The organism is Zhongshania sp. R06B22 (genome assembly GCF_040892595.1).
Taxonomy (GTDB): domain Bacteria; phylum Pseudomonadota; class Gammaproteobacteria; order Pseudomonadales; family Spongiibacteraceae; genus Spongiibacter; species Spongiibacter arctica.
On sequence record NZ_JBFRYB010000001.1, the window covers coordinates 2,109,366 to 2,132,319 of the forward strand.

At 49.4% G+C, this 22,954-nt stretch carries 24 protein-coding genes and 3 tRNA genes; 14 read left to right on the forward strand and 13 right to left on the reverse strand.

Features of this window, described 5'->3' with window-relative positions:
- Positions 1-393: 393 nt before the first annotated feature.
- Both AB4875_RS09545 and AB4875_RS09550 read right to left on the reverse strand, forming a co-directional pair.
- Entirely contained in the window at positions 394-1,116 is a 723-nt protein-coding gene (locus AB4875_RS09545) for a UDP-2,3-diacylglucosamine diphosphatase (RefSeq protein WP_368375834.1), read from the reverse strand.
- A 7-nt stretch (positions 1,117-1,123) separates the two neighbouring features.
- Positions 1,124-1,618 carry a peptidylprolyl isomerase gene (locus AB4875_RS09550; RefSeq protein WP_368375835.1) on the reverse strand — a complete coding sequence of 165 codons (495 nt, stop codon included), beginning with the start codon at positions 1,616-1,618 and terminating at the stop codon, positions 1,124-1,126.
- Positions 1,619-1,782: 164 nt separating this feature from the next.
- Between AB4875_RS09550 and AB4875_RS09555 the strand changes: the two genes are divergently transcribed.
- The gene (locus AB4875_RS09555) at positions 1,783-3,459 is read left to right on the forward strand and encodes a glutamine--tRNA ligase/YqeY domain fusion protein (protein ID WP_368375836.1); all 1,677 of its coding nucleotides are present in this window, start codon (positions 1,783-1,785) and stop codon (positions 3,457-3,459) included.
- Between the two features lie 216 nt (positions 3,460-3,675).
- Positions 3,676-5,079 (forward strand): cysteine--tRNA ligase, encoded by a 1,404-nt coding sequence (gene cysS / locus AB4875_RS09560; RefSeq protein WP_368375837.1) that lies wholly within the window; start codon positions 3,676-3,678, stop codon positions 5,077-5,079.
- A gap of 36 nt (positions 5,080-5,115) precedes the next feature.
- Here cysS and AB4875_RS09565 read toward each other — a convergent pair whose 3' ends face one another.
- The 3 genes from AB4875_RS09565 to folD are packed head-to-tail and all read right to left on the reverse strand — an operon-like array spanning position 5,116 to position 6,997.
- Positions 5,116-5,490 carry a VanZ family protein gene (locus AB4875_RS09565; protein ID WP_368375838.1) on the reverse strand — a complete coding sequence of 125 codons (375 nt, stop codon included), beginning with the start codon at positions 5,488-5,490 and terminating at the stop codon, positions 5,116-5,118.
- A complete protein-coding gene (locus AB4875_RS09570) occupies positions 5,487-6,137 on the reverse strand; it encodes a lysophospholipid acyltransferase family protein (RefSeq protein ID WP_368375839.1) in 651 nt (216 codons plus the stop codon). The genes AB4875_RS09565 and AB4875_RS09570 overlap by 4 nt, the downstream gene beginning before the upstream one ends.
- Positions 6,138-6,151: 14 nt before the next feature.
- Positions 6,152-6,997: a bifunctional methylenetetrahydrofolate dehydrogenase/methenyltetrahydrofolate cyclohydrolase FolD gene (gene folD, locus AB4875_RS09575; protein ID WP_368375840.1), complete on the reverse strand. Its 846-nt coding sequence runs from the start codon at positions 6,995-6,997 to the stop codon at positions 6,152-6,154.
- A 171-nt stretch (positions 6,998-7,168) separates the two neighbouring features.
- Between folD and AB4875_RS09580 the strand changes: the two genes are divergently transcribed.
- The 3 genes from AB4875_RS09580 (at position 7,169) to AB4875_RS09590 (ending at position 7,454) form a co-directional block, all read left to right on the forward strand.
- Positions 7,169-7,245, forward strand: a tRNA-Pro gene (locus AB4875_RS09580).
- A 30-nt stretch (positions 7,246-7,275) separates the two neighbouring features.
- Positions 7,276-7,352 (forward strand) — tRNA-Arg (locus tag AB4875_RS09585).
- A gap of 26 nt (positions 7,353-7,378) precedes the next feature.
- A tRNA-His gene (locus tag AB4875_RS09590) sits at positions 7,379-7,454 on the forward strand.
- A 352-nt stretch (positions 7,455-7,806) separates the two neighbouring features.
- Here the strand turns inward: AB4875_RS09590 and AB4875_RS09595 are convergent.
- The 5 genes from AB4875_RS09595 to AB4875_RS09615 all read right to left on the reverse strand — a co-directional run bounded on the left by AB4875_RS09595 (position 7,807) and on the right by AB4875_RS09615 (position 10,949).
- Positions 7,807-8,565 (reverse strand): pyridoxine 5'-phosphate synthase, encoded by a 759-nt coding sequence (locus tag AB4875_RS09595; protein ID WP_368375842.1) that lies wholly within the window; start codon positions 8,563-8,565, stop codon positions 7,807-7,809.
- 34 nt (positions 8,566-8,599) lie between these two features.
- Positions 8,600-9,169 (reverse strand): peptidylprolyl isomerase, encoded by a 570-nt coding sequence (locus AB4875_RS09600; protein ID WP_368375843.1) that lies wholly within the window; start codon positions 9,167-9,169, stop codon positions 8,600-8,602.
- 2 nt (positions 9,170-9,171) lie between these two features.
- Positions 9,172-9,843: a TIGR04211 family SH3 domain-containing protein gene (locus tag AB4875_RS09605; RefSeq protein WP_368375844.1), complete on the reverse strand. Its 672-nt coding sequence runs from the start codon at positions 9,841-9,843 to the stop codon at positions 9,172-9,174.
- A gap of 84 nt (positions 9,844-9,927) precedes the next feature.
- Positions 9,928-10,227: a YciI family protein gene (locus tag AB4875_RS09610; protein ID WP_368375845.1), complete on the reverse strand. Its 300-nt coding sequence runs from the start codon at positions 10,225-10,227 to the stop codon at positions 9,928-9,930.
- Between the two features lie 8 nt (positions 10,228-10,235).
- Positions 10,236-10,949, reverse strand: a complete 714-nt coding sequence (locus AB4875_RS09615) for a VC0807 family protein (protein ID WP_368375846.1) — start codon at positions 10,947-10,949, stop codon at positions 10,236-10,238.
- Between the two features lie 121 nt (positions 10,950-11,070).
- On the opposite strand from AB4875_RS09615, the gene AB4875_RS09620 reads away from it, so the two are divergent.
- The 5 genes from AB4875_RS09620 (at position 11,071) to rluB (ending at position 15,090) form a co-directional block, all read left to right on the forward strand.
- Positions 11,071-11,910: a PHP domain-containing protein gene (locus AB4875_RS09620; RefSeq protein WP_368375847.1), complete on the forward strand. Its 840-nt coding sequence runs from the start codon at positions 11,071-11,073 to the stop codon at positions 11,908-11,910.
- Between the two features lie 17 nt (positions 11,911-11,927).
- Complete coding sequence (locus AB4875_RS09625) at positions 11,928-12,557, forward strand: L-threonylcarbamoyladenylate synthase (RefSeq protein ID WP_368375848.1); 630 nt, start codon at positions 11,928-11,930, stop codon at positions 12,555-12,557.
- Between the two features lie 63 nt (positions 12,558-12,620).
- Positions 12,621-13,577, forward strand: coding sequence for a segregation and condensation protein A (locus AB4875_RS09630; protein WP_368375849.1), 957 nt, complete (start codon positions 12,621-12,623; stop codon positions 13,575-13,577).
- Positions 13,574-14,299, forward strand: coding sequence for an SMC-Scp complex subunit ScpB (gene scpB, locus AB4875_RS09635; protein ID WP_368375850.1), 726 nt, complete (start codon positions 13,574-13,576; stop codon positions 14,297-14,299). Before AB4875_RS09630 ends, scpB begins: the two co-directional genes overlap by 4 nt.
- Positions 14,299-15,090 (forward strand): 23S rRNA pseudouridine(2605) synthase RluB, encoded by a 792-nt coding sequence (rluB, locus tag AB4875_RS09640; protein WP_368375851.1) that lies wholly within the window; start codon positions 14,299-14,301, stop codon positions 15,088-15,090. The genes scpB and rluB overlap by 1 nt, the downstream gene beginning before the upstream one ends.
- Positions 15,091-15,178: 88 nt before the next feature.
- Here the strand turns inward: rluB and rmf are convergent, their stop codons facing one another.
- A complete protein-coding gene (rmf, locus tag AB4875_RS09645; protein WP_368375852.1) occupies positions 15,179-15,382 on the reverse strand; it encodes a ribosome modulation factor in 204 nt (67 codons plus the stop codon).
- Positions 15,383-15,632: 250 nt separating this feature from the next.
- On the opposite strand from rmf, the gene rlmKL reads away from it, so the two are divergent.
- Entirely contained in the window at positions 15,633-17,813 is a 2,181-nt protein-coding gene (rlmKL, locus tag AB4875_RS09650) for a bifunctional 23S rRNA (guanine(2069)-N(7))-methyltransferase RlmK/23S rRNA (guanine(2445)-N(2))-methyltransferase RlmL (protein WP_368375853.1), read from the forward strand.
- 100 nt (positions 17,814-17,913) lie between these two features.
- Here rlmKL and AB4875_RS09655 read toward each other — a convergent pair whose 3' ends face one another.
- Complete coding sequence (locus tag AB4875_RS09655; protein WP_368375854.1) at positions 17,914-18,120, reverse strand: cold-shock protein; 207 nt, start codon at positions 18,118-18,120, stop codon at positions 17,914-17,916.
- Positions 18,121-18,319: 199 nt separating this feature from the next.
- A complete protein-coding gene (locus tag AB4875_RS09660) occupies positions 18,320-20,449 on the reverse strand; it encodes a YgiQ family radical SAM protein (protein ID WP_497023425.1) in 2,130 nt (709 codons plus the stop codon).
- Positions 20,450-20,634: 185 nt separating this feature from the next.
- Here AB4875_RS09660 and AB4875_RS09665 point away from each other — a divergent pair, with 185 nt between their 5' ends.
- Genes AB4875_RS09665 through purU form a run of 3 tightly spaced genes read left to right on the forward strand, consistent with a single transcriptional unit; the run spans position 20,635 to position 22,907 of the window.
- Complete coding sequence (locus AB4875_RS09665) at positions 20,635-21,126, forward strand: NfeD family protein (RefSeq protein WP_368375856.1); 492 nt, start codon at positions 20,635-20,637, stop codon at positions 21,124-21,126.
- 28 nt (positions 21,127-21,154) lie between these two features.
- Positions 21,155-22,003 (forward strand): SPFH domain-containing protein, encoded by an 849-nt coding sequence (locus AB4875_RS09670; RefSeq protein ID WP_368375857.1) that lies wholly within the window; start codon positions 21,155-21,157, stop codon positions 22,001-22,003.
- 49 nt (positions 22,004-22,052) lie between these two features.
- A complete protein-coding gene (gene purU / locus AB4875_RS09675) occupies positions 22,053-22,907 on the forward strand; it encodes a formyltetrahydrofolate deformylase (RefSeq protein WP_368375858.1) in 855 nt (284 codons plus the stop codon).
- The last annotated feature ends 47 nt before the right edge of the window (positions 22,908-22,954 follow it).

Genomic DNA, 22,954 nt, shown 5'->3' on the forward strand with positions numbered 1-22,954 from the left:
GGCCAAGTTTTGTGGATCTATTAGCGCGGCGATTACGGTGCCTTTGTTTGCCGTATAAAGGCTTGCGGCAATATGCGGTGAGTGTCGTTTCTATTAGCTAAGTTATTGATAAGCAATATAAACTTATCGGGGCCGATAATAGACTTAACATCGAGTAGAGCCTTGAAAAGTTGGGGGTTCTGCGGGTATTTCGACGTGCTAAGCTCTAATAGCGGCTAGGTATGCCGCGAGCCCTTATTTTTCAGCGTAATAAGCAGGGTTTAGCGAGGGTTAAAATATGGCCGCTGCACTGCATTGCTACAGATTCCAGATTCAGCGCCTCATGTCGTTTCTCTAGGCTCGCATTAATCTGGTGCGTTGGCGCTGTCAATCGGGTGCTTAACGGGGCGATTCTTAAAGCGGGCTAGATTTCAATGATAGATCATTGTTCTCATCGCTTAGATACCAAACTGCATGGTCCCAGTCCCCAAGCACAATACGTTCTGCCGATTGGTCGTTAATGGTGAGCTGGTGCCGGTACGGCCTGTGAGTGTGACCATGGATGAGCCGAGTGCAGGCGTGTTCTTTCAGCGCGGCGATAACGGCAGTAGTATTAACGTCCATAATGTCTTCGGCTTTATTGCTGTTTGCCTCGCCGCTTACCATACGCAGGTGTTTGGCGATTGCGCGACGCTCTTCTAGCGGCTTGCCAAGGGCGTCTTTTTGCCAGGCTGGATCGCGCGCCATCTTTCTGAATTGCATATATTCTTGGTCGTCAGTGCATAGACTGTCGCCGTGCATTAACAGGGTTTGTTCACCGCTTAGTGAAATAACCGTCGGGTCTGCAAGGGGTTTGGCGCCGACTTCTGCGCAAAATGCGTCGCCAACTAGAAAATCTCGGTTGCCGTGCATGAAGTAGAGTAAAACGCCGTGCCCAGTCAGAGCCTTGAGCTCGGATTTTACTGAGGTGATAAAGTCCGAGCTGTCGTCATCGCCGACCCAGCTTTCAAAGAAATCACCCAGAATATAAAGTGCTTTGGCTTGCATGGCTTTGTTTTGAAGGAAATCGAAAAACGCCCGGGTGATATCCGGGCGCGTTTCATCCAGATGTAAGTCTGAGATAAAGAGAGTGGTCATGCTGATATCAGTCTACCCACACGGCTTTTTCGACGATCACATCTTCGGCCGGTACGTCTTGGTGACCACCTGCGCTGGTGGTTTTAACCGCTTTTATCGCGTTGACAACATCGAGACCATCTACGACTTTTGCGAAAACCGCGTAACCCCAGCCTTGCATGGTTTTGCTGCTGTGGTTCAAGAAGTCATTGTTCTTTATGTTGATAAAGAATTGCGCGCTGGCTGAATGCGGATCGCTGGTGCGGGCCATAGCCAATGTGCCAATGTCATTTTTAAGGCCATTGTCGGCTTCGTTTTCAATCTGGTCGCGGGTCGCTTTTTGCTTCATGCCCGGCTCAAAACCACCGCCTTGGATCATGAAGCCGTCGATGACACGGTGGAAAATAGTGCCGTCATAGTAACCGTCAACCACATATTGCTTGAAGTTTTCGCAGGTCTTTGGAGCGTTTTCGAAGTCCAACTCTATTTTAATGTCGCCGAAATTTGTAGTGAAGATAATCATTTACGCTGATCTCGCTTATAACCGGAAATTAAAGCCGCTATAATAAGGCTTTTGGCCGCGAGGCGAAACCGGCGTTAAGCGACTAACGAATATCCGGTCCAAAATACGCGGCTGCGACTATCGATATCAAATAGTCGACCTTTTGATTATCTGGAACCCCATCAATGACTGACAATGCAGTATCTGGCAATAATTTTCTTCGCAGTATCGTCAAAGAAGACATCGCTTCTGGTCGTCTGAGTGGTGAGCTTGTCACCCGCTTTCCGCCAGAACCTAATGGTTTTTTACACATCGGTCACGCTAAATCGATCTGTTTAAATTTTGGGCTTGCCCAACAATTTGGTGGTCGCTGCCATTTGCGTTTTGATGACACCAACCCTGCTAAGGAAGAGCAGGCGTATATTGATGCGATTCAAGAAGATATTCGCTGGCTGGGGTTTGAGTGGTCTGGGCCAATTCGATACGCCTCTGATTATTTTGACACTTTATATGAATACGCTTTGCATTTAATTCGTGGAGGCAATGCCTATGTCTGTGATCTTAGTGCAGATGAGGCGCGGGAGTACCGCGGCAGCTTGACCGAGCCAGGTAAAAATAGCCCTCACCGAGATCGTAGCGTGGAAGAAAATGTGTCCTTATTTGAGGGTATGCGCAACGGTGATTTTGATGAGGGCAGCAAGGTGTTGCGCGCGAAAATTGATATGGCCGCGCCGAATATCAATCTCCGTGATCCAATAATCTATCGTATTCGCAAAGTTACCCACCATCAGACTGCCGATAAATGGTGTATTTATCCCACCTATGACTTTACTCACGGCCAATCTGACGCCCTTGAGGGTATTACCCATTCAATATGTACGCTTGAGTTTGAGGATCATCGTCCGCTGTACGAATGGTTTATTGCTAACTTGCCGGTGCCCGCGCAGCCCAAGCAATATGAATTTGCCCGCTTAAATGTAAATTACACCGTCACCAGCAAGCGTAAGTTGAAAATGCTGGTAGATGAAAAAATTGTTGACGGTTGGGACGACCCGCGCATGCCGACGATTGCTGGCATGCGTCGTCGTGGTTTTACTCCGTCTTCACTGCGTCACTTTTGCGAAATGGTGGGGGTTGCGCGTAGCGAGGGTGTGGTTGATGTCGCGATGCTCGAGCATGCTATTCGCGATGATCTTGATAAAAATGCGCCGCGCGCAATGTGCGTGACCGACCCCTTAAAAGTGGTTATTAGAAACTACCCTGAAGACAAAGTGGAATGGCTGAGCGCGCCAGGTCACCCAAATCGCGATGATCTTGGCGAGCGCAGTTTACCGTTTAGTCGCGAAGTGTATATTGAGCGCGAGGATTTTCGTGAAGAGGCCAATAAGAAATTTAAGCGCCTAGTTTTGGGCAAGAAAGTGCGTTTGCGTAGTGCTTACGTGCTGCTGGCAGAGTCGGTGGTAAAGGACGAAGCTGGAAACATTATTGAAGTCCATTGCAGCTATGATGAGGCGAGCCATGGGGCAGACCCGGCCGATGGGGTAAAGCCCAAAGGCGTTATTCACTGGGTATCCGCCAGCCACGGCAAGCAGGCGACAGTGCGAGTATACGACCGGCTATTTGCCCATGAAGCGCCAGACCGCGGTGGCGAAGAATTTCTCGACCATGTCAATCCGGCGTCGTTGAGCGTGCTGGAAAATTGCTGGATCGAGCCAGGGCTTGCCGATGTGGCGCCCGAGGCTAGGTTTCAATTTGAGCGCACCGGTTACTTTGTTGCCGACAGGGTTGAGCACACTAGCGCGGCGCCAGTGTTTAACCGCACCATAGCCTTGCGCGACACCTGGAGCGATGGCGGCCAGTAAATCATGGTCGGGGGCAGGTCTATGCGGCGGCCCCCAAACTGCTTGCCGATTTATGGTGTAAGTAATAGTTTTAAAGACGTTTATTGCCTGGCCGCTTAAGCCCCTCTATAAACGTTTTTTCTGAACTGCTGGTTTTAAGCTGCTGGTTTTAACTACAGGTCTAGGCTCCAAGGTTTGAGCTAGTACATTCTCACTAATAATTTTTAAGCGATTTTTATGACGATTCAAATTTATAACACCCTCAGCCGTAGCAAGCAGCCATTGATTCCGCTGCAAGATGGCAAGATTAATATGTATGTCTGCGGCATGACGGTGTATGACTTTTGCCATCTCGGCCATGCGCGGGTGTTGGTGGCCTTTGACGTCATTACGCGTTACTTGCGAGCCAAGGACTTCGACGTTAACTATGTGCGCAATATCACTGATATTGACGACAAAATATTGCGCCGCGCCGATGAAAATAACGAGTCGTTTGAGGCATTAACCGAGCGCTTTATTCAGGCGATGCACGAAGATGCGGCGCGCCTAGATATCATGCCGCCGGATCAGGAGCCGAGGGCGACTGCGCATATCGAAGATATCCTTGCCATGATTGTACGCCTGATCGAAAAGGGCTTTGCCTACGTTGCCGTCAATGGCGACGTTTATTATCGGGTCACATCGTTTGCAAATTATGGGAAGTTGTCGGGTAAAAAACCGGATGAATTGCTTTCTGGTGCGCGTATTGCTGTCGACGAGGCTAAGGATGACCCACGAGATTTTGCGCTCTGGAAAGCGGTTAAAGACGATAGTGTGAGCTGGCCTTCACCCTGGGGCAAGGGTCGACCCGGCTGGCATATTGAATGCTCGGCAATGTCTACCTGCTGCTTAGGTGACACCTTTGATATTCACGGTGGTGGGCCAGATTTGGTGTTTCCGCACCATGAGAATGAAATTGCTCAATCCGAGGCAGCAACAGGTAAAACCTATGCTCAAACATGGATGCACGCGGGTGCGGTTCGTGTTGATAATGAGAAGATGTCTAAGTCTTTGGGCAATTTTTTCACCATTCGTGAAATCCTCGATCGCTACCACCCAGAGGTGGTTCGCTATTTTTTGATTTCTAGCCATTATCGCAGCGCGATAAATTATTCAGAAGACAATTTGATTATTGCCAAGCAGAACTTGGAGCGTTTCTATCATGCGCTTAAAGGACTTGAAGTGGCGGCCGCAATTCCTTATGCGGCCTTAGATAAAAACGATAACTATGTTCAGCGGTTTGATGCTGCCATGGCTGATGATTTTAATGCGCCGGTTGCATTGGCCGTGCTCTACGATCTGGTCCGGGATTTAAATAACGCTAAAGAGGCGGCGAATCATGATCGCGCTTCCTACCTTGCGCTTACACTAAAATCGCTGGCCGGCATACTTGGTATTTTACAGCTTTCGGCAGACGCATTTTTACAGTCGGGCAGTGGTGACCAGATGGCCGCAGAAGACATCGAGGCCATGATGGCAGAGCGAGTGCAGGCTAAAAAAGACCGCCAATTTGGACGCGCTGATGAGATTCGCAATGCGCTTAAGGCTCAGGGCGTGATTTTGGAAGACAGTCGCGAGGGTACAACTTGGCGGCGAGAATAGGCTCGTAGCGAGACTTTCGATTACGGTAAACGCTTGCTAAGGCTTGGCGCGGTTGTGGCCAAGCCGGTAGAGCGTTAACAACAACCAGCCAAACAAATAGCCGCTAACGACTCCTAGGCTATTGGCAATAGCATCCTTAGCGGATGTGTCCCTTCCCGGCGAGAAGTACTGGGCTAGCTCAATAAGCACGCTAAAACCAATAACGCCCGCCGCTAGCTTCAGTCTTGTGGCATGGGTTTTCGCCGTCGGAAAAACCAGCAGCATAAATAGACCGTAGGCAACATAATGCTGGGCTTTGTCCCAGATATTAAGCGCGATAGCTTCCTCTGCCGGAAGTAGAGATAGTGTCGCTATGCAGAGTATGTAAAAGCCTGTAAGAATGCGATGCAGTGATCTGAAGGGCGGTCTCACGGTGCTTGATAGTCGTCTATTTGTAAGTTGCTGAGTTGGGTTTGTGCCGCCAGCAGGGCGACTTCGATATCCGGTTCGTCAGCATAATCTTCCATGGCAAAGCGTTCATAGGTAAAACTTACATTGGCAAAGGGCTTGGGGAATTTAGATTTATCCCAGGAGTTCTCAATTCGCCAGCCGTCATAACTTGCCCGAATTAAATACAGTGGCAGTTTGGTTTTTTTGGCGAGGATCATCGCTCCCTGTTTCATTTCGTGTCTTGGGCCTCTAGACCCGTCCACCGCAAAGGCGATGGTTTTGCCTTTGCGTGCCGCTCTTAAGAGTTGGAAGAACGCATCTTTGCCGCCGCGACTAGGTGAGCCGAGGGCAACCTCGTAATCATAGCGCTCCATAACCTTGGCAATGGCGTAGCCAAAATGGTTTTGCGAGGCAATGGCGGTGATGCCTTGGTTTCGGAAATAGTGAATTATGGGCATGAGCTCGTCGTGATAAACCGCCATTACGCATGGCTGCTCTATATCGAGGTGGTTTTTAAAGCGCAGGGTGTTCATTATCCAAAAGTACAGCTGAATAACTTCGCTCAATAATACCCGCGCAAACTTTTGCGCGGGGCCAATTTTTTTCGGTGGCTTATTAACCCTTACCATATTACTTGTCCGTGTTAGGCGATGGCTTTTTCGCCAGAATCCACGCTTTGGAAGATAAGAGTATTAATCGTCATTGGGCCTACACCGCCGGGTACGGGTGTGTAGGCGCTAACGCGGTCTATGAGCGGGGCGAGTTCGATATCGCCAACACCGCCCGGATGGTAGCCAGCGTCAACCACTACAGCGCCATCTTTGATCCAGTCTGCCTTGATGAACTCGGGTTTACCGACTGCGCCTACTAAGATGTCTGCTTGTTTAATAAGTTCTGGCAGATTTGTGGTGCGTGAATGGCAGATAGTGACGGTCGCGTTGGCCTCAAGCAGCATCATGGCCATCGGTTTGCCAAGAATGGCGCTGCGGCCAACCACAACTGCGTGTTTGCCTTCTATGGCGATTTTATAGTGTTCAAGGATGCGCATAATACCCTTGGGAGTGGCGCAGCCGTAGGCATCTTCTCCCATGGCCATACGGCCGAACCCAAGGCAGGTGACACCGTCTACATCTTTGTGCAGAGCAATGGCGTCAAAGCAGGCGCGTTCATCCACTTGCTCTGGAACCGGGTGTTGCAGCAAAATACCGTGGACATTGGGATCGATATTTAATTCGGCTATTTTCGCTAGCAATTGTTCTGTGGTGGTGGAGTCAGGCATCTCTACCGCCATTGAATCCATGCCTACGCGTCGACAGGCGTTGCCCTTCATTTTGACGTAGGTGGCAGAGGCGGGGTCGTCACCGACTAAGATGGTGGCTAAAATAGGCGTGCGGCCATTTGAGCGACTTTTTAAAGCCGTCACGCGGCTTGCCAGTTGTTCTTCCCAGCTTGCCGCCAGTGTTTTGCCGTCTAGAATCAAAGCCGTCATGCAGGTAGTTCTCGCAAAAAAAGGTGATTTAAATTAGAGTGTTATTGTCTCATGGGCTTTAAGCACTGGCCAACAAATCAATCTAATAATTTTACGTAAAACCGTTGACGAGATAAAAAGGTCTGCGTATCATGCGCAGCTCCTGTAACGGGGCACACGGGAAACGAAATACGGGGTATAGCGCAGTCTGGTAGCGCGCCTGCTTTGGGAGCAGGATGTCGGGAGTTCGAATCTCTCTACCCCGACCATTTTTCGTAACCCAACGTTCGGACGGTTTTGCGCCCGTAGCTCAGTTGGATAGAGCAACGGCCTTCTAAGCCGTGGGTCACAGGTTCGAATCCTGTCGGGCGCACCACTTACAGGACAGTTTTTACCCCAATGGTGGCCGTAGCTCAGTTGGTAGAGTCCAGGATTGTGATTCCTGTTGTCGCGGGTTCAAGCCCCGTCGGCCACCCCATATTTTTGCACCTTTCTAAAAGAGTGGCTTGTTCAGATTGTTTGTTCTGAAGTCTGGTCATCTCGCGTCTAACCTAACCGCTAGTAGTCTTGGCAACTTCGCTTCTAATCAACGGCGTCAGCCTTAATTGCTGTGTGTTTTAGCTCTGCAATTCCCTTAATTACACCAACCATTATCTAGTTTGCTAATTAAATTATATTCTTTGTGAATAATGCGCTGGTACCGGCTTATTGCTGGTACAGCTATGCTTGTCAGTGGTGAAGGGGTTGGCTGTCACTGCAGTCGGCATTACTTGCCTCGCGCCCAGAAGTTCCAGTTGCAAGTTGTGGTCTCAGTAGGGCGTGTTAAGCAATTATCTCAGGCAGCTTAGATAGGCTTTAATGCACTTATCTAGGCCCATTTCAATGGCGTCTACGGTAAATGCGTGACCGATAGAAACCTCAAGTAAATTGCGAACACTATTTTTGAACAAAAATAAATTATGAAGATTTAGGTCATGTCCGGCGTTAAGGCCTAGTCCTAGTTCGGCCGCAGTTTCGCTGGCGCTAATAAACTGGCTGAGCGCAGTATCTTGCCCTGGGGTACCAAATTTTTCCGCATAGGGCCCTGTATATAGCTCTATGCGATCAGCACCGACGGATTTTGCTAGGCGTATTTGCAGTGGGTCCGGATCCATAAACAAGCTAACTCTAACCCCGAGTCCTTGCAGTTCTGCGATTATAGGCGCAATGCGATCACCGTCTTTGCGCAAATCGAAGCCGTGGTCAGAGGTGAGCTGGCTGTCAGTGTCTGGCACCAGTGTGCATTGCGCGGGCTTGGTAAGGCGGACAATTTCCATAAATCCTGGATAGTCGCTTACACCAATGCGGTCACTTTTTGTGGCTGGCGCAAAAGGATTGCCCTCAATGTTAAACTCGACATTAAGCATGCTGGCGAGCTCGTAGCAGTCGTCTGCGCGAATATGCCGCTGGTCTGGTCTTGGGTGGACGGTGATCCCGTTGGCGCCGGCAGCAATGCATCGTGCGGCGTGCACCGCAACGCTGGGGTATTCAGTGTCTCGAGAATTGCGAATTAAAGCGATTTTATTCAGGTTGATACTTAGCGCAGTCAAAATGACCCCTCGCGCCTTGGCGCCATATTTTCGCTTACTTAATTGTTGTGGCAATAATTACAATCGACTCCACGGGAACGTCTTGCATGCCGCCGGCGGTGTGGGTTTTGCTGATTGCAATGTCGCGGACGATGTTATGGCCGTCAATCACTTTGCCGAATACGGCGTAGCCATCGCGACCCGCGCGTGCATCTAAGTTAAGGTTCATGCGCATGTTTATAAAGAACTGAGAGCGGGCGCTGTTTGGGTCGTCGGTTCGAGCCATAGCAACTGTCCAGCGATCATTGATAAGTCTGCTGGACTTCGATTCATTAACAATGCTGTCGCCGTTGGGCTTTTCTATGAGGTCTGGGGTAAAGCCGCCGCCTTGAACCGCAAAGCGGCGAATAACGCGATGGAATATTGTGCCGTCATAAAATCCGCTTTTCACGTAGCCTAAAAAATTATTAACAGTGACGGGTGATTTGTCAGGGTAGAGTTCAATAGTAATATCGCCCTTAGTGGTTTGCATTACGACGACAGGGTTTGCAGTGTTTTCTTCACTGAAAGCCGCCATCGAAAGCAGGCTGAATACGATGAGCGTTACTGCGGATAATAATCGCATCATCAAGTCCAGTCGGAGCGTCGTTTAGGCATCATACGGGGCACAATTAGAGCCACCATTACGCCGATAAGTACCGCAAATGCGCCGTTTAAAAAGAATTCATTGTCTTTGTTTTCGCGAAGGCGGGCGTTATCGGTTTTCAGTACGTCTACCTCGCTGCTAAGCATTTGATTTGATTCAAGCAGGCGGCGGTTGTCATCGTCTAATTTAATACTATTGGCTGAAATGCGTTTAATATTTTCTAGCTCATCAGCCAGCGAGGTGTTTTCTAGTTGAAGTTCCTCGACGACGCTATTGGTTTCTTGGCTGTTTTGGGTGGTGTTTTGCAGTTGTTCGCGTAAATCTTTATTGGCAGTCGTTAGCTCACTAATTTGCTTGTTGCTGGCTTCTAGCTGGCTGCGAGCGGCGGGCGATGATTTTAAATAATGACTGGGAAGCCATCCTTCAACACCCTTGTCGGTGCGAACCTTCGAATAACCGCTGTCTTCGTTGCTGCTTATCAGTTCGAGTTTTTCGCCGCTGGGGAGGCCGCGGTGAATAATGCGGTACTTTGAGCCGTCACCCACGCGAAGCGGTACGTAAATTTTGTCGCTGATATAACGGGTTTCGGCGATGGATGCGCTGGCCAGACTAAGCAAGATAGCGGATAAGCCGAATATAATTGATTTCTTCACTGGATTTTCCACGTTAATAAGCTGGGCTAAATATTTAACATTCAAGGATAAAGCACTTGCGAGACTAGTTCAATTTCCACTGTGTTATGGCAGTACTTTTTTAAAGGGCTTAACCGTCACTTTGGCGTATACCCCGGCGTCAATGTAGGGGTCGATGTCAGCCCATTGCTGGGCCTCTATTAGTGAGCCAAATTCGGCAACAATCAAACTGCCGGTAAAGCCGGCTTCACTCGGATCTTCACTGTCTATAGCGGGGTGTGGACCTGCAAGTACCAAGCGGCCTTGCTGTTTCAGTTCTTCAAGTCGAGCAATATGCGCGGCACGAGCGCCCTTGCGTTTACTAAGGCTGTCGGCAACGTCTTCACTGATTACTGCGTATAACATAGGGGTTCCTAGCGTATTCTGAAAATGTCGTCAAAACTGAGTGCGGTCAATTTTTCAATTTGCTTGACCAGATAAAACAGCGCACCGAGCATGACCAAGGTGCAAGGTAGGGCAATCACAGGAAAGCTGAGTCCCGTCATTTTGCCTAATTCTGCGCTGTATTCTGCGCTACCCGGTGGGCTGACTAAGAGCACCTTGGCCAGTATATAGTTGAGCGTTGCCGACAGGAAAAATGAAAACGCGACTAAATAGGTCGCGTTGCGAAGTGCGGCGTCGAACATGGAGCTATTGTTGTGTTCTTTGAGTGCGGCGCTTATTTTCTCGGTGTATATGACTTCGTCATTAAATAGAAAGGTTTTGATAAGTGGGTAGGGGGTGTAGAGTGACACCAACGTCGCAAGGCCAATAATAGCGGGTATGCTGGCCTCTTTAATGGCGATATATTCCGCGTCTAGTTCTAGCAGGCTGATGCCACCCGTCAATAAGACACTGATGAAGCCAAGAATAGCAAAAGCATTGGCGCGGCGGGTTTTTACGAAATCATAAATACCGAAACCTAATGGGAAGGCGAGGGCAATCACGATACTATAGCGAGGTCCTAGATAGGCTTCGCCACTAAGTTTAGTGAGTATCAGGGTTGGAATAATTATGTTGAACAAGAGGTTGACGACAACACTGTGTCGTTGAGGCGTAGCTCGAGGTGTACTTGCCTGCTCCGGCATTGGTTTTCCTGTCGGTAAAGGGTGGATGACGTAAGCCGCCCACTATACCCATTTTAATTTTTTACCACTAGCCTAGAGTCTGCTCAAATTATTGTAAGCAGGCCGTAACAGGAGATTTGGCGTGATTGTCGATTTACATACCCACACCACTGCCTCCGATGGCAGATTAAGCCCAGAAGAGTTGATTTTACGGGCGCATGAATGCGGCGTAAAAATGCTTGCGGTGACTGACCACGACACTATCGATGGCTATCAATCGATCAGTGACGCGATGGCGGGTGACATGCAGCTCATCGCCGGTATTGAATTATCTTGCACCTGGTCAGGCGTTAATATTCATGTGCTTGGCCTGGGGATTGACGTTAGCAGTAACGACTTAAAGTCAGAGCTTGCAGAGCAGCGCGCGGCACGTGGCGAACGGGCAAAAGTAATTGGCAGTAGACTGGCAAAGTTGGGCTTTGATGGCGCTTATGACGGCGCCTCGGCGCTTGCCGAAGGGCGCGCGATAGGACGCCCGGATTTTGCCCGCTTCATGGTTGAAGCGGGGCATGTTGACACTATGGCCGCGGCCTTTGATAAATACCTAGGCGCAGGCAAGGTTGGCGACGTTAAGGCAATGTGGCCGTCACTGGACGCCGTCGTCGCATGGATAACCTCCGCCGGTGGCGTTGCAGTGTTAGCGCATCCGTTGCATTACAAGCTAACGAATTCAAAGTTGCGACGTATGCTGACAGATTTTAAAGAGGCTGGCGGCGAGGGGTTGGAGGTCTGCAATGGCCGTCCTTCACCGAGTGATTTGAACTACCTTCGACAGCTGTGTATGGATTATGGATTCGAGGCTTCCGCGGGTAGTGATTTCCACCAAGCTACTAGCTGGCTTGAACTTGGCTGTAACTCAGATATTGTTGCTCCGTGTCAGCCAGTTTGGGCGCGTTGGCAGCGCGCAGAACCACTTGTATAGTTATTAGGGAAGACGCAGTGAGCCAATTTTTTCAAATACATCCAGAAAACCCACAGGCCCGCCTAATTAAGCAGGCCGCAGATATTATTCGTGCCGGCGGCGTGGTGGCCTTTCCAACAGATTCCGCGTACGCGCTGGGCTGTCGTTTAGGTGATAAGTCAGCGCTAGAGCGTGTTAGAACGATACGTAGACTCGATGAAAAACATAATTTCACTTTAATGTGCAGCGATTTGTCTGAGCTTGGTACCTATGCCAAGGTAGATAACAGCGCGTTTCGCCTGTTGAAGGCGCATATTCCTGGTCCCTACACCTTTATTTTGCGCGCCACGCCAGAAGTCCCCAAGCGCCTTCACCACCCAAAACGGAAAAGTGTAGGCTTGCGCGTGCCTGCAAATCAGATTTGTTTGGACCTCATGGCCGAGCTCGGCGAGCCCTTGATGAGTGTGAGTTTGATTCTTCCCGGTGAAGACTTGCCGATGACTGACCCCTACGATATTCGCGATACCATCGGTAATTTGATCGATCTTGTGATTGATGGGGGATATTGCGGCAGTGAGGCGACATCCATTGTGGATTTAGTTGACGATGTTGCCGTTGTTATTCGTCGTGGTTTGGGCGATGTGAGTCAATTTGAGGATTCGCTGTGACCGGCGCCAAGATCAACGTATAATCCCGCCCTTGGTAGATGATATCGTGAGATCTCAGTAACAGTGCAAGATGAACCTTCAGAAAAGCCCATTGCAGAGCAGCCTGGGACAGCGTCGAACGCTGCGCCGGGAGTGGCCTCGCCTGACATAATGGCGGGTCGTTTGGAGCCGCCAGTGCCGGGCGCCGCGCTGCAAGCCATTGAGATTGTTAGCCTTAAAGCCATTCGCCTGCAACCGCAGCAGGGCGAAATGCCATTTGCGGTTGTACAGGGTAAACCCCTTACTGAAATCCCTAAAGATCTGTACATCCCGCCAGAGGCTCTGGAAGTATTTTTAGAGGCGTTTGAAGGGCCCCTCGATCTGCTTTTATATCTCATTAAGCGCCAGAACCTAGATATTCTCGAAATCAACGTCGCACAGATTACTGAGCAGTACATGCAATATGTGAACATGATGAGTGCGATGCAGTTTGAATTGGCATCAGAGTATCTTCTTATGGCTGCCATGTTGGCGGAAATAAAGTCTCGGATGTTGCTGCCACGCTCCGCAGACGTGCTCGACGATGAAGAAGATCCCCGCGCGCAGTTAATTCGTCGCCTACAGGAATACGAGCGCTTTAAACAAGCCGCAGAAAATATCGATCAGTTACCGCGGATGGGCCGGGATAATTACGCCGTGGTCATTGAGCCACCGCCATTGACCAAGCTGCGGCCCGAGCCTGATGTAGACTTAAAAGAGCTACTATTAGTGCTAGGTGAAGTGCTGCGCCGCGCCGACTTATTTGAAAGCCATCAAATACAGCGTGAAAAACTATCTACACGTGAGCGTATGTCACAGGTTTTGGCGATATTGCGATCGGATAGCTTTGTGCCTTTTGTGACCCTATTTAAAGCCGAGGAAGGGCGCTTAGGCGTTGTTGTTACCTTCCTGGCGATAATGGAATTGATCAAAGAGTCTTTGGTCGAAATTGTCCAATCAGAGGCCTTCGCGCCAATTCACGTAAAAGCGAAAGTTATATGACGCCGGATTTACAGCAATTAAAACGAATTATAGAAGCTGCGCTTATGGCTGTGGGGCGGCCCTTATCGCTGCAGCACATAGCAGAGTTATTTAGTGCTGAAGAGCGCCCAACGACTGGTGATATTCAGGATGCGCTCAACACTATAGGGCAAGACTGCGAAGGCCGCGGTTTCGAACTCAAAGTTGTCGCCAGTGGTTACCGCTTGCAGGTCTGTGAAGACCTGGCTCCTTGGGTTGGTCGATTATGGGAAGAAAAGCCTCAGCGCTATTCTCGCGCCATGCTAGAAACTATTGCGCTTATTGCCTATCGTCAGCCGATTACTCGCGGTGATATTGAAGATATTCGCGGCGTTGCTGTGAGTTCACACATTATTAAAACGATGTTAGAGCGCGAATGGGTGCGTATCGTCGGCCACAAAGACGTGCCAGGACGACCGGCAATGTATGCCACAACCCGGAAATTTTTAGATTACTTCAATTTGCGTAATTTGGATGAGCTGCCAAGCTTAGCTGAAATTACTGATCTGGATAATCTTAACGGCGAGTTGGAGTTAGATACTGGTGAGTTCACTGCGGAAGACGCGGGCAGCCAAACTGATCAAGCAGATTTAGAAATCAAAACGGAAACAGATTCTGAAGCGCAAAGAGCAAGCGCCGCTGACAGCGACGTAATTGATGATGAAGTTTACGATAAAGAATACCCACCCGAGACAAATTTTTAATGATACAAACTGATGAAAAGTTGCAAAAAGTGCTGGCTCGTGCAGGTTTGGGTTCACGTAGAGAAATGGAAAAGGTCATTAGCGAAGGGCGTGTTCTTGTCGATGGCAGGGCAGCTACGCTGGGCGACCGGGTCACTACCGGGGTTAGAATTCAAGTCGATGGCAAGCCTTTGCGGCTAGATGCTGGCGCCGCCAAGCCGCGTATATTGCTATACAACAAGCCTGAAGGCGAAATATGTAGTCGTAAAGATCCCGAGGGTCGACGCTCAGTATTTGACCGTTTGCCGCGCTTGCAGGGTGAGCGTTGGATTTCAGTAGGGCGCTTAGATTTTAATACCACCGGTTTATTATTGTTTACAACCGATGGTGATTTGGCGAATAAATTGATGCACCCCTCAACCACCATTGAACGTGAATATTTATGCCGCGTAATGGGCAATGCCAATGAGGACGTGATAAAACGTTTGAAAGAAGGTGTGCAATTGGAAGACGGTTTGGCGCGTTTTACCGACGTGGTTGATGGCGGCGGTGAAGGTATCAACCATTGGTATTATGTGGTGATTATGGAGGGCCGTAACCGCGAGGTGCGGCGCCTATGGGAATCGCAGGAGCTCCAAGTTAACCGATTGAAGCGGGTCCGTTACGGCACGGTTTTCATCCCCTCCAAAGTCAAAGTGGGGCAGTGGACAGAGCTTGATGACAAAGACATTGGCGACGTTTACGGCATGGCAGGATTACCTATGCCAGTCTCTGAGACACCTGCGGGTGGTCGAGGCCGTAGAACGCGGTAATTGAGTGGGTGGATGAGGTCTGTTGGCTCACAACGAACAAAAGGCCCTGAGGGCCTTTTGTTGTCAGTGTTAATGCTTGATTACTTGCTTAGTGTGTCGCCTGTTTTTCAAGAGCGGTTGCCGTATCGATACCATCCCAGTGGTCGGTGCGTCCTTCTCGCCAGCCTGACATCCACTCCTGTTTAAGTTGCTCTTGACTATGGGGACAATTGTCTTTTTGTCTACCGGATATGCCGGCTTGATAACCACGTTGAAATGCTCTTTCTGTCATATCGCGTTTCTGTCTTCTCATAGGGCGTTAGCCTCCACGTATTTAGTCAACATGTCGCAACGGTATCGCTTAGTCGCGCAACAACCGATTTTCTGTCACCATCGCGATGCGTCGCACCGCGATGGGACCCTTATGAAAGCAAACTTTTATACTCTCCGTCGAAGACCTATTACTTATAAGCTTTGCGGGCTTTAGATGTAAGCCGTATAAGAATTTAACTTGTTGTTAATTATATTAAAATTTTTCATCACTAGTATCCGGTAGAGGATTTATGAGTCAAAAGCACCCTTTTATTGCCACCTGCCCTAAAGGCTTAGAGCAACTCTTGGCTTCAGAAATTGCCGCGCTTGGTGCAGAGGTTGGGCGAGAGTCGGTAGGATCGATCAGCTTTGTGAGCGATGTCGCCACTGCGTATCGAGTTTGCCTGTGGTCACGGTTGGCGAACCGAGTGCTGCTCGTACTCACGGAGTATCGCGGCGAGAATGCAGACGCAATCTATGACGGCGTAAAAGCCATAGAGTGGAGCGAGCACTTTTCGGCAACAAGCAAAATCACCATTGATTTTAATGGCCAGTCTGATGAAATTCGCAATACCCACTTTGGTGCACTAAAAAGCAAAGACGCAATAGTTGATTATTTTCTGGCCAAGGGTGAGAAGCGCCCCAGTATCGATAAAGACAACCCGGATGTGCGGATCAATGTTCGCCTTCGTAAAGGCTACATTACCATTGCCATTGATTTGTCAGGCGAAAGTCTTCATCGCCGGGCCTATCGGACCAGTGGTGCAATGGCGCCTCTGAAAGAAAACTTGGCGGCGGCATTACTGCTGCGAGCAGATTGGCCCGGAATGGCAAGTCGCGGTGGCGGTCTTATCGATCCCATGTGTGGCTCTGGAACTTTGCTTATTGAGGCCGCTATGATGGCCATGCAGATTGCTCCTGGTTTACTCCGCAGTCGCTGGGGCTTTTTAGGCTGGCTCGGTCACGACCAAAATGCCTGGAAGCAGCTTTTAGAGGAGGCGCAGACTTTACGCGCTAACTCTATGGCCCGTGATTGGCCGGAAATTCGCGGTTATGATGCCAACGGCAAAGTGGTTGCCCAGGCCGAAGAGAATATTGACAATGCCGGTTTGGGGCGCTTTGTGAAAGTGTCGCGGCGCGAGCTGGCGCAACTTGCTATGCCCACCCATAGAACCTTGCCTGAGGGCTTATTAATTACCAATCCACCTTATGGTGAGCGCTTGGGTGAACAGGCGGAGTTATTGCATTTATACCGTCACCTTGGTCAGGCGATGACAGCGCATTTTATGGGCTGGCAGGCGGCGATCTTTACTGGCAACCCCGATCTTGGTAAGCGCATGGGGGTGAGAAGTTATAAGCAATACCAATTGCTCAATGGCACCATTCCGGCAAAACTATTGTTGTTTAACATCAATGCAGATGCAGTTGTAATAGAGCGTGATCAGGCGTCTAAACAGCAGGATAAAAGTGCGGTTTCTGATGTACAACTAACGGCTGGTGGGCAGATGTTTGCCAACCGCCTCCGCAAGAATATCAAACGCCTGAGCAAGTGGAAAAACAAGAACGATATTGAATGTTATCGCGTCTACGACGCCGACATGCCGGAGTACTCCGTTGCCGTGGATTGCTATGGCAGCGCTGTTCATATAGCTGAATATATGGCGCCGGTGACTATCTCAGAAGAAGATGCAGAGCGCAGGTTGCGAGAAGTCATTGAGGCGGTGAGTCAGGTGTTTTCAGTATCTGCGGGTAATATCGCCATTAAAGAGCGCAGACGCCAGCGTGGAAAAGACCAGTATCAGCGGCAGGCGCCACGCAACTCTTTTATGGAGTTAAAAGAAGGTCAGGCCAAGGTCTTGGTCAATCTCTTTGATTATCTCGATACCGGTTTATTCCTCGATCATCGACCAGTGCGCTTAGATATTGCGGCTCGCGCGAAAGGTAAACGGTTTTTGAATTTGTTTAGTTATACCGGCGTGGCGTCTGTGCAGGCTGGGGTTGGCGGCGCACGTTTTACCACGTCGGTGGATATGTCGAAGACTTACCTGCAGTGGGCACGGCGTAATCTGTCGTTAAACGGCCTCAGTGAAGATAGGCATAGAACTGAGCATGCGGACTGTCGTAGATGGTTGAAATCGTGTGAAGACCAATATGACCTAATTTTATTGGACCCGCCCACATTTTCGAATTCAAAACGAATGGACGATGTATTGGATACCCAGCGCGATCACAGCGAATTAATTAACGATGCCATGCGCTGCTTGGCGCCCGATGGCCTGCTAATATTTTCTACCAATAAACGCGACTTTAGCTTAGATGACACGGTAGGCCTGGACTATAAAATTGAAGATAAAACGCGCTGGTCTTTGGACGAAGACTTTTCCCGGGGCGGAAAACCTATTCATCATTGCTGGTATATCGAGCATAAATAGTAGCCCGGCTATTGGTAGGGATTGTTTAGCCTAAGGGTGGTTATGAGGGCTTTGGGGGAAATAAAAAGAAAGCGGCGGCTGATTGGCCGCCGCTGATACATCAAAGTAGTGTTACGTCACTTGCCTGAGGACCTTTTTGGCCGGTAGTGACTTCAAACTCTACTGCTTGACCTTCGGCCAGAGTTTTAAAGCCTGAGCCGCCAATGGCGCTAAAGTGAACAAAAACGTCTGGGCCAGAGTCTTGCTCAATAAAACCAAAGCCTTTAGTTTCGTTAAACCATTTTACTTTTCCGGTGCTTCTGGACATCGTGTATTCCTCGTCTACTAGTTGCCTGTTTGGTGCTTGAGCTGAGATAGGCAGGGACTTATGAAATAGAACGAGGTGCTAAAATCGACGTCGCGGCGCTATAAACATAAAACCAAGCTGCATTCCAAGCCAGCAAGGTTATTATATACATATCCAAAAGCACAAAAGAAAGACTTTTGCACCTATAAAAAAGATTTTTTTATTTTGTCGCGCGCGGCGGTAAGCCGGTGTGCTGGGTCATGATTCTTCGCCCTTTAGCTTTTTTCGGCGTCCAGTTCATTGGTTGACGCGGTGGCACCAAGTGCTTTTTGCCGTAGCCAATAAGGTCTTTGCGACCCATGCTAAGTAGTGACTCTCTAAGCGAAGGCCATCCCTCAGGATCGTGATAGCGCAGGTAAGCCTTGTGCAATCGGCGCTGTTTTAGGCCTTTCGCGCTAACCACATCTTCGCTACTGCGAGACACCTTTTTAAGGGGGTTTTTGCCGGAGTAATACATGGCGGTGGCATTTGCCATTGGCGAGGGATAAAACGCTTGCACTTGATCGGCCCTGAAGCCGTTGCCTTTAAGCCACATGGCGAGGTTAAGCATATCTTTATCGGTAGTTCCCGGATGGGCTGCAATAAAGTATGGAATTAAATATTGTTCCTTCCCTGCCTGTTTCGAATATTTGTCGAACATTGCTTTGAAAGTATTGTAGCTGCCCATACCCGGCTTCATCATTTTTGAAAGCGGGCCTTCTTCAGAGTGTTCCGGTGCTATTTTTAGGTAGCCACCTACGTGATGAGTCACTAGCTCTTTTACGTACTCAGGGGTTTCTATCGCGAGGTCATAGCGCAGGCCTGACGCGATTAATACTTTTTTCACGCCCTCTAAAGAGCGCACATCTCGATATAAATCAATCAAGGGTGTTTGATCGGTATTCAGGCTTTTACAAATACCCGGATAGACGCAAGAGAGTCTGCGGCAGCGTTGTTCAATCTCGGTGCTTTTACAATTTAAGCGCCACATATTGGCCGTGGGGCCACCTAAGTCGGAGATAACGCCGGTAAATTCTGGGGTTTTATCCCTGATTTTCTCAACTTCCTTGACGATAGATTCGTGTGAGCGGCTTTGAATAATGCGGCCTTCATGCTCGGTAATTGAACAGAAGCTACAGCCGCCAAAGCAGCCGCGCATGATGTTGACCGAAAATCGAATCATGTCATAGGCGGGGATTTTCGCATTGCCATAAACAGGATGGGGCTTGCGCTGGTAAGGTAATTCAAAAACCCAGTCTAGCTCTTCGGTGGTAAGCGGAATTGGCGGTGGATTTAGCCATACTTCTTGGTCACCGTGTCGCTGAACGAGCGCGCGGGCGTTGCCCGGATTGGTTTCAAGGTGAAGAACTCGGGCGGCGTGCGCATAGTTTACCGGGTCTTTTTTGACAAGCTCATAGTCTGGTAAACGGATAACAGTCTTTGCTGCGTCGGTACCGATTTTGCGCGCTTGTAATGGGTCTATAATACGGACCGCTTGAACCTCTTCGACGGCCTTGGGCTCGTCTTCATTCTTTTTGCAACTCTCAGTCGCACTAGTATCTACATAGGGGCTGGTGATGGGGTCCACTTTGCCGAGTTGATCAACGCTTGCTGAATCGATGACCGTCCAGCCGCCGGGGATATCTCTTAATACATATGCGGTGCCGCGCAAGTCGGTAATCGTGTCAATCGCGTCACCGCGACCAAGGCGGTGGGCAACGTCGATAATTGCTCGTTCAGCATTCCCGTATAGCAGCATGTCTGCGCGTGAATCGAGGAGTACTGAGCGACGTACTTTGTCACTCCAATAATCGTAATGCGCTATGCGGCGAAGGCTGGCCTCAATGGAGCCGATAATAATAGGGGTGTCTTTATAGGCTTCGCGGCAGCGTTGCGAATAGACGATAACTGCACGATCAGGCCGTTTGCCGCCTTCGTTATTCGGTGAATAGGCATCGTCATGGCGCAGGCGGCGATCCGCTGTGTAGCGGTTAATCATTGAGTCCATATTGCCAGAAGCAACACCGAAAAAGAGATTGGGTTGCCCGAGTTGTTTGAAAGGCTCTGCTGACTGCCAATCTGGCTGGGAAATAATCCCGACACGGAAGCCCTGCGCTTCCAATACGCGGCCAATAACTGCCATGCCGAAACTAGGGTGATCGACATAGGCGTCACCGGTCACAATAATGATGTCGCAACTATCCCAACCGAGGGCGTCCATCTCTTCGCGAGAGGTTGGGAGGTAATTTGCGGTGCCGAAACATTCCGCCCAATAGGGGCGGTGACTGAATATAACTTTTGGAGTTTGCATAACTGATGACATGGTGCGGACGCAGAATTCTGAATGAGCGGGCATTATACGTGATAATCTGACTTCTTGCTGGCCTGAATGGCCTGGTACGAAAATATAAAATCGCGCAGTAAGTGCTTGAATAATTTAAGAAATGATTGATAAATAGGCGTCATGTTAATGGGCGGTTTGCAAAGGGGCATAAAATGGAATGGTTAAACACCAATATTGCGTACTGGCATTGGATGGTTTTTGGTATGTTACTGGTGGCGAGTGAGATTTTTGTTCCCAGTTTTGTGATGATTTGGTTTGGCGCCAGCGCTATCGCAGTGGGGCTGATAATGGCGGCGATCGATATGCCATTCAGCGTTCAACTGCTTGTTTGGGTGGTGATGTCGGTGATTGATTTGGCCATCTGGTTCAAATTTGTGCATCCGAAAATGAAAAATAAAACCTTGTCTGGCATGTCCCGTGAGCAGGTGGTGGGTCAGGAAGCCATGGTGATTAAGTTGGGTTCAGAGTTTGGTCACGGTACGCTGCGGTTTTCTATTCCTATGCTGGGTAGCGATGAGTGGGAGTTCATCTGTCGCGATCCAATTTCAGTTGGCGACCGGGTGGCGGTTGAAGATGTGTCTGGTAACTCGCTTATAGTGAGGCTCGCTATTGCTGGTGTGCAGTCACCAAAAGAATCGGTTTGAAAAGATAGCTCATTGATGGAGATAGACGATGGAAGGCTTGGCAGTTGTAGTGGCGTTGGCAATACTCGTGGTGGTGACCCTGGCAAAAGGTGTTTGCACCGTGCCGCAAGGTTATAAACACATTGTACAGCGCTTGGGTAAATACCATGTGACCTTAAATCCAGGTTTGAATTTTATTATTCCCTATATCGATATCGTTGCTTACAAACTAACCACCAAAGATATTGTTCTTGATATCCCCTCGCAGGAAGTGATAACCGAAGACAATGCGGTCATCATCGCTAACGCGGTGGCTTACATTAATATTGTGTCTCCGGAGAAAGCGGTTTACGGCGTAGAAGACTATATTTTCGCTATCCAGAATCTGGTCCAAACAGCCTTGCGCTCTATTATCGGTGAAATGGCCTTGGATTCAGCGCTGTCATCTAGGGACCAAATTAAGGCCAAATTAAAAGCGGCAATTTCTGATGATATTTCCGATTGGGGTATCACCCTTAAAACCGTGGAAATTCAGGATATCAATCCGTCCATGACAATGCAGTCTGCAATGGAAGAGCAGGCCGCTGCAGAGCGCCAGCGTCGCGCGGCAGTGACGAAAGCCGAGGGTGAAAAACAAGCTGCAATTCTGGAGGCGGATGGTCGTTTAGAGGCGTCTCGTCGCGATGCTCAAGCGCAAGTGGTGTTGGCAAAAGCAAGTGGCGCGGCGATAACCCTAGTCTCAGAGGCCGTTGGTGATAAAGACTTGCCTGTCCTGTATCTTTTGGGTGAAAAATACGCGGATGCACTGGTGAAATTATCAACCTCGACGAATGCTAAAACCGTGGTGTTGCCCGCTGATTTGCCGCAGGCTTTGCGTGGTATTTTGAATAAGGCATAACAGCGACTTAAGGTTTTTAATGTTTGACGAGAAGGACTAGGCAGGTTTCATGGATCACACTTATCGTTTGGTAATTAGCTGCCCAGACCGGGTTGGGATTGTGGCGCGAGTTAGCCAGTTTGTCGCTGATCAAGGTGGTTGGCTAACCGAGGCAAACTACCACGCAGACGCCGAGAACAACTGGTTTTTTATGCGCAACGAGATTCGCGCCGACTCGCTGCGTATGGGGGTGGACGCCTGTCGTTCGGCCTTCGCACCGATCGCCGCAGAGTACGGTATGCAGTGGGAGTTGGTGGATTCTTCGGTGAAGCGCAAAGTGGTCATCTTGGCCAGTCACGCCTCTCATTGCATTGCAGATATCTTACATCGCTGGCACAGCGGTGAGTTGGATTGCGATATTCCCTGTGTGATATCTAATCACGAAAACCTGCGGAGCATGGTGGAGTGGCATGGTATTCCCTTCGAATACGTTGCGATAGATGCCGATAATAAAGCCCCCGCGCACGCTCGTATCATGGCGCTGACCGGCGATTATAAGGCTGATTGCGTTGTCTTAGCGCGCTATATGCAAATTATTCAGCCTGAGTTTTGCCGCGAATACACGGGCCGAATGATTAATATCCATCACAGTTTTTTACCGTCATTTATCGGCGCAAACCCCTATCAGAAGGCTTTTGATCGAGGCGTGAAGCTCATCGGCGCAACCTGTCATTATGTGACGGAGCAGCTTGATGAAGGCCCGATTATTGAACAGGATGTCATCAGAGTGTCACATAGGCACAGCAAAGACGACCTAGTTAGGCTCGGCAAAGACGTAGAAAAATCGGTGTTGGCACGGGCGCTGCGAAACCATTTGGAAGATCGTGTACTTGTGCTTGGTAATAAGACCGTGGTGTTTGATTAATCCACAGAAAAGCTGCTTGTCATAAAATTGTCACCAAATGTCGTTTT

Bases quoted from the DNA above. Each gene is read 5' to 3' on its own strand.
- AB4875_RS09545 (WP_368375834.1), bottom strand. From the start codon at position 1,116: ATGACCACTCTCTTTATCTCAGACTTACATCTGGATGAAACGCGCCCG.
- AB4875_RS09550 (WP_368375835.1), bottom strand. From the start codon at position 1,618: ATGATTATCTTCACTACAAATTTCGGCGACATTAAAATAGAGTTGGAC.
- AB4875_RS09555 (WP_368375836.1), top strand. From the start codon at position 1,783: ATGACTGACAATGCAGTATCTGGCAATAATTTTCTTCGCAGTATCGTC.
- cysS (WP_368375837.1), top strand. From the start codon at position 3,676: ATGACGATTCAAATTTATAACACCCTCAGCCGTAGCAAGCAGCCATTG.
- AB4875_RS09570 (WP_368375839.1), bottom strand. From the start codon at position 6,137: ATGGTAAGGGTTAATAAGCCACCGAAAAAAATTGGCCCCGCGCAAAAG.
- folD (WP_368375840.1), bottom strand. From the start codon at position 6,997: ATGACGGCTTTGATTCTAGACGGCAAAACACTGGCGGCAAGCTGGGAA.
- AB4875_RS09600 (WP_368375843.1), bottom strand. From the start codon at position 9,169: ATGCGATTATTATCCGCAGTAACGCTCATCGTATTCAGCCTGCTTTCG.
- AB4875_RS09610 (WP_368375845.1), bottom strand. From the start codon at position 10,227: ATGTTATACGCAGTAATCAGTGAAGACGTTGCCGACAGCCTTAGTAAA.
- AB4875_RS09615 (WP_368375846.1), bottom strand. From the start codon at position 10,949: ATGCCGGAGCAGGCAAGTACACCTCGAGCTACGCCTCAACGACACAGT.
- scpB (WP_368375850.1), top strand. From the start codon at position 13,574: ATGACGCCGGATTTACAGCAATTAAAACGAATTATAGAAGCTGCGCTT.
- rluB (WP_368375851.1), top strand. From the start codon at position 14,299: ATGATACAAACTGATGAAAAGTTGCAAAAAGTGCTGGCTCGTGCAGGT.
- rmf (WP_368375852.1), bottom strand. From the start codon at position 15,382: ATGAGAAGACAGAAACGCGATATGACAGAAAGAGCATTTCAACGTGGT.
- rlmKL (WP_368375853.1), top strand. From the start codon at position 15,633: ATGAGTCAAAAGCACCCTTTTATTGCCACCTGCCCTAAAGGCTTAGAG.
- AB4875_RS09655 (WP_368375854.1), bottom strand. From the start codon at position 18,120: ATGTCCAGAAGCACCGGAAAAGTAAAATGGTTTAACGAAACTAAAGGC.
- AB4875_RS09660 (WP_497023425.1), bottom strand. From the start codon at position 20,449: ATGCAAACTCCAAAAGTTATATTCAGTCACCGCCCCTATTGGGCGGAA.
- AB4875_RS09665 (WP_368375856.1), top strand. From the start codon at position 20,635: ATGGAATGGTTAAACACCAATATTGCGTACTGGCATTGGATGGTTTTT.
- AB4875_RS09670 (WP_368375857.1), top strand. From the start codon at position 21,155: ATGGAAGGCTTGGCAGTTGTAGTGGCGTTGGCAATACTCGTGGTGGTG.
- purU (WP_368375858.1), top strand. From the start codon at position 22,053: ATGGATCACACTTATCGTTTGGTAATTAGCTGCCCAGACCGGGTTGGG.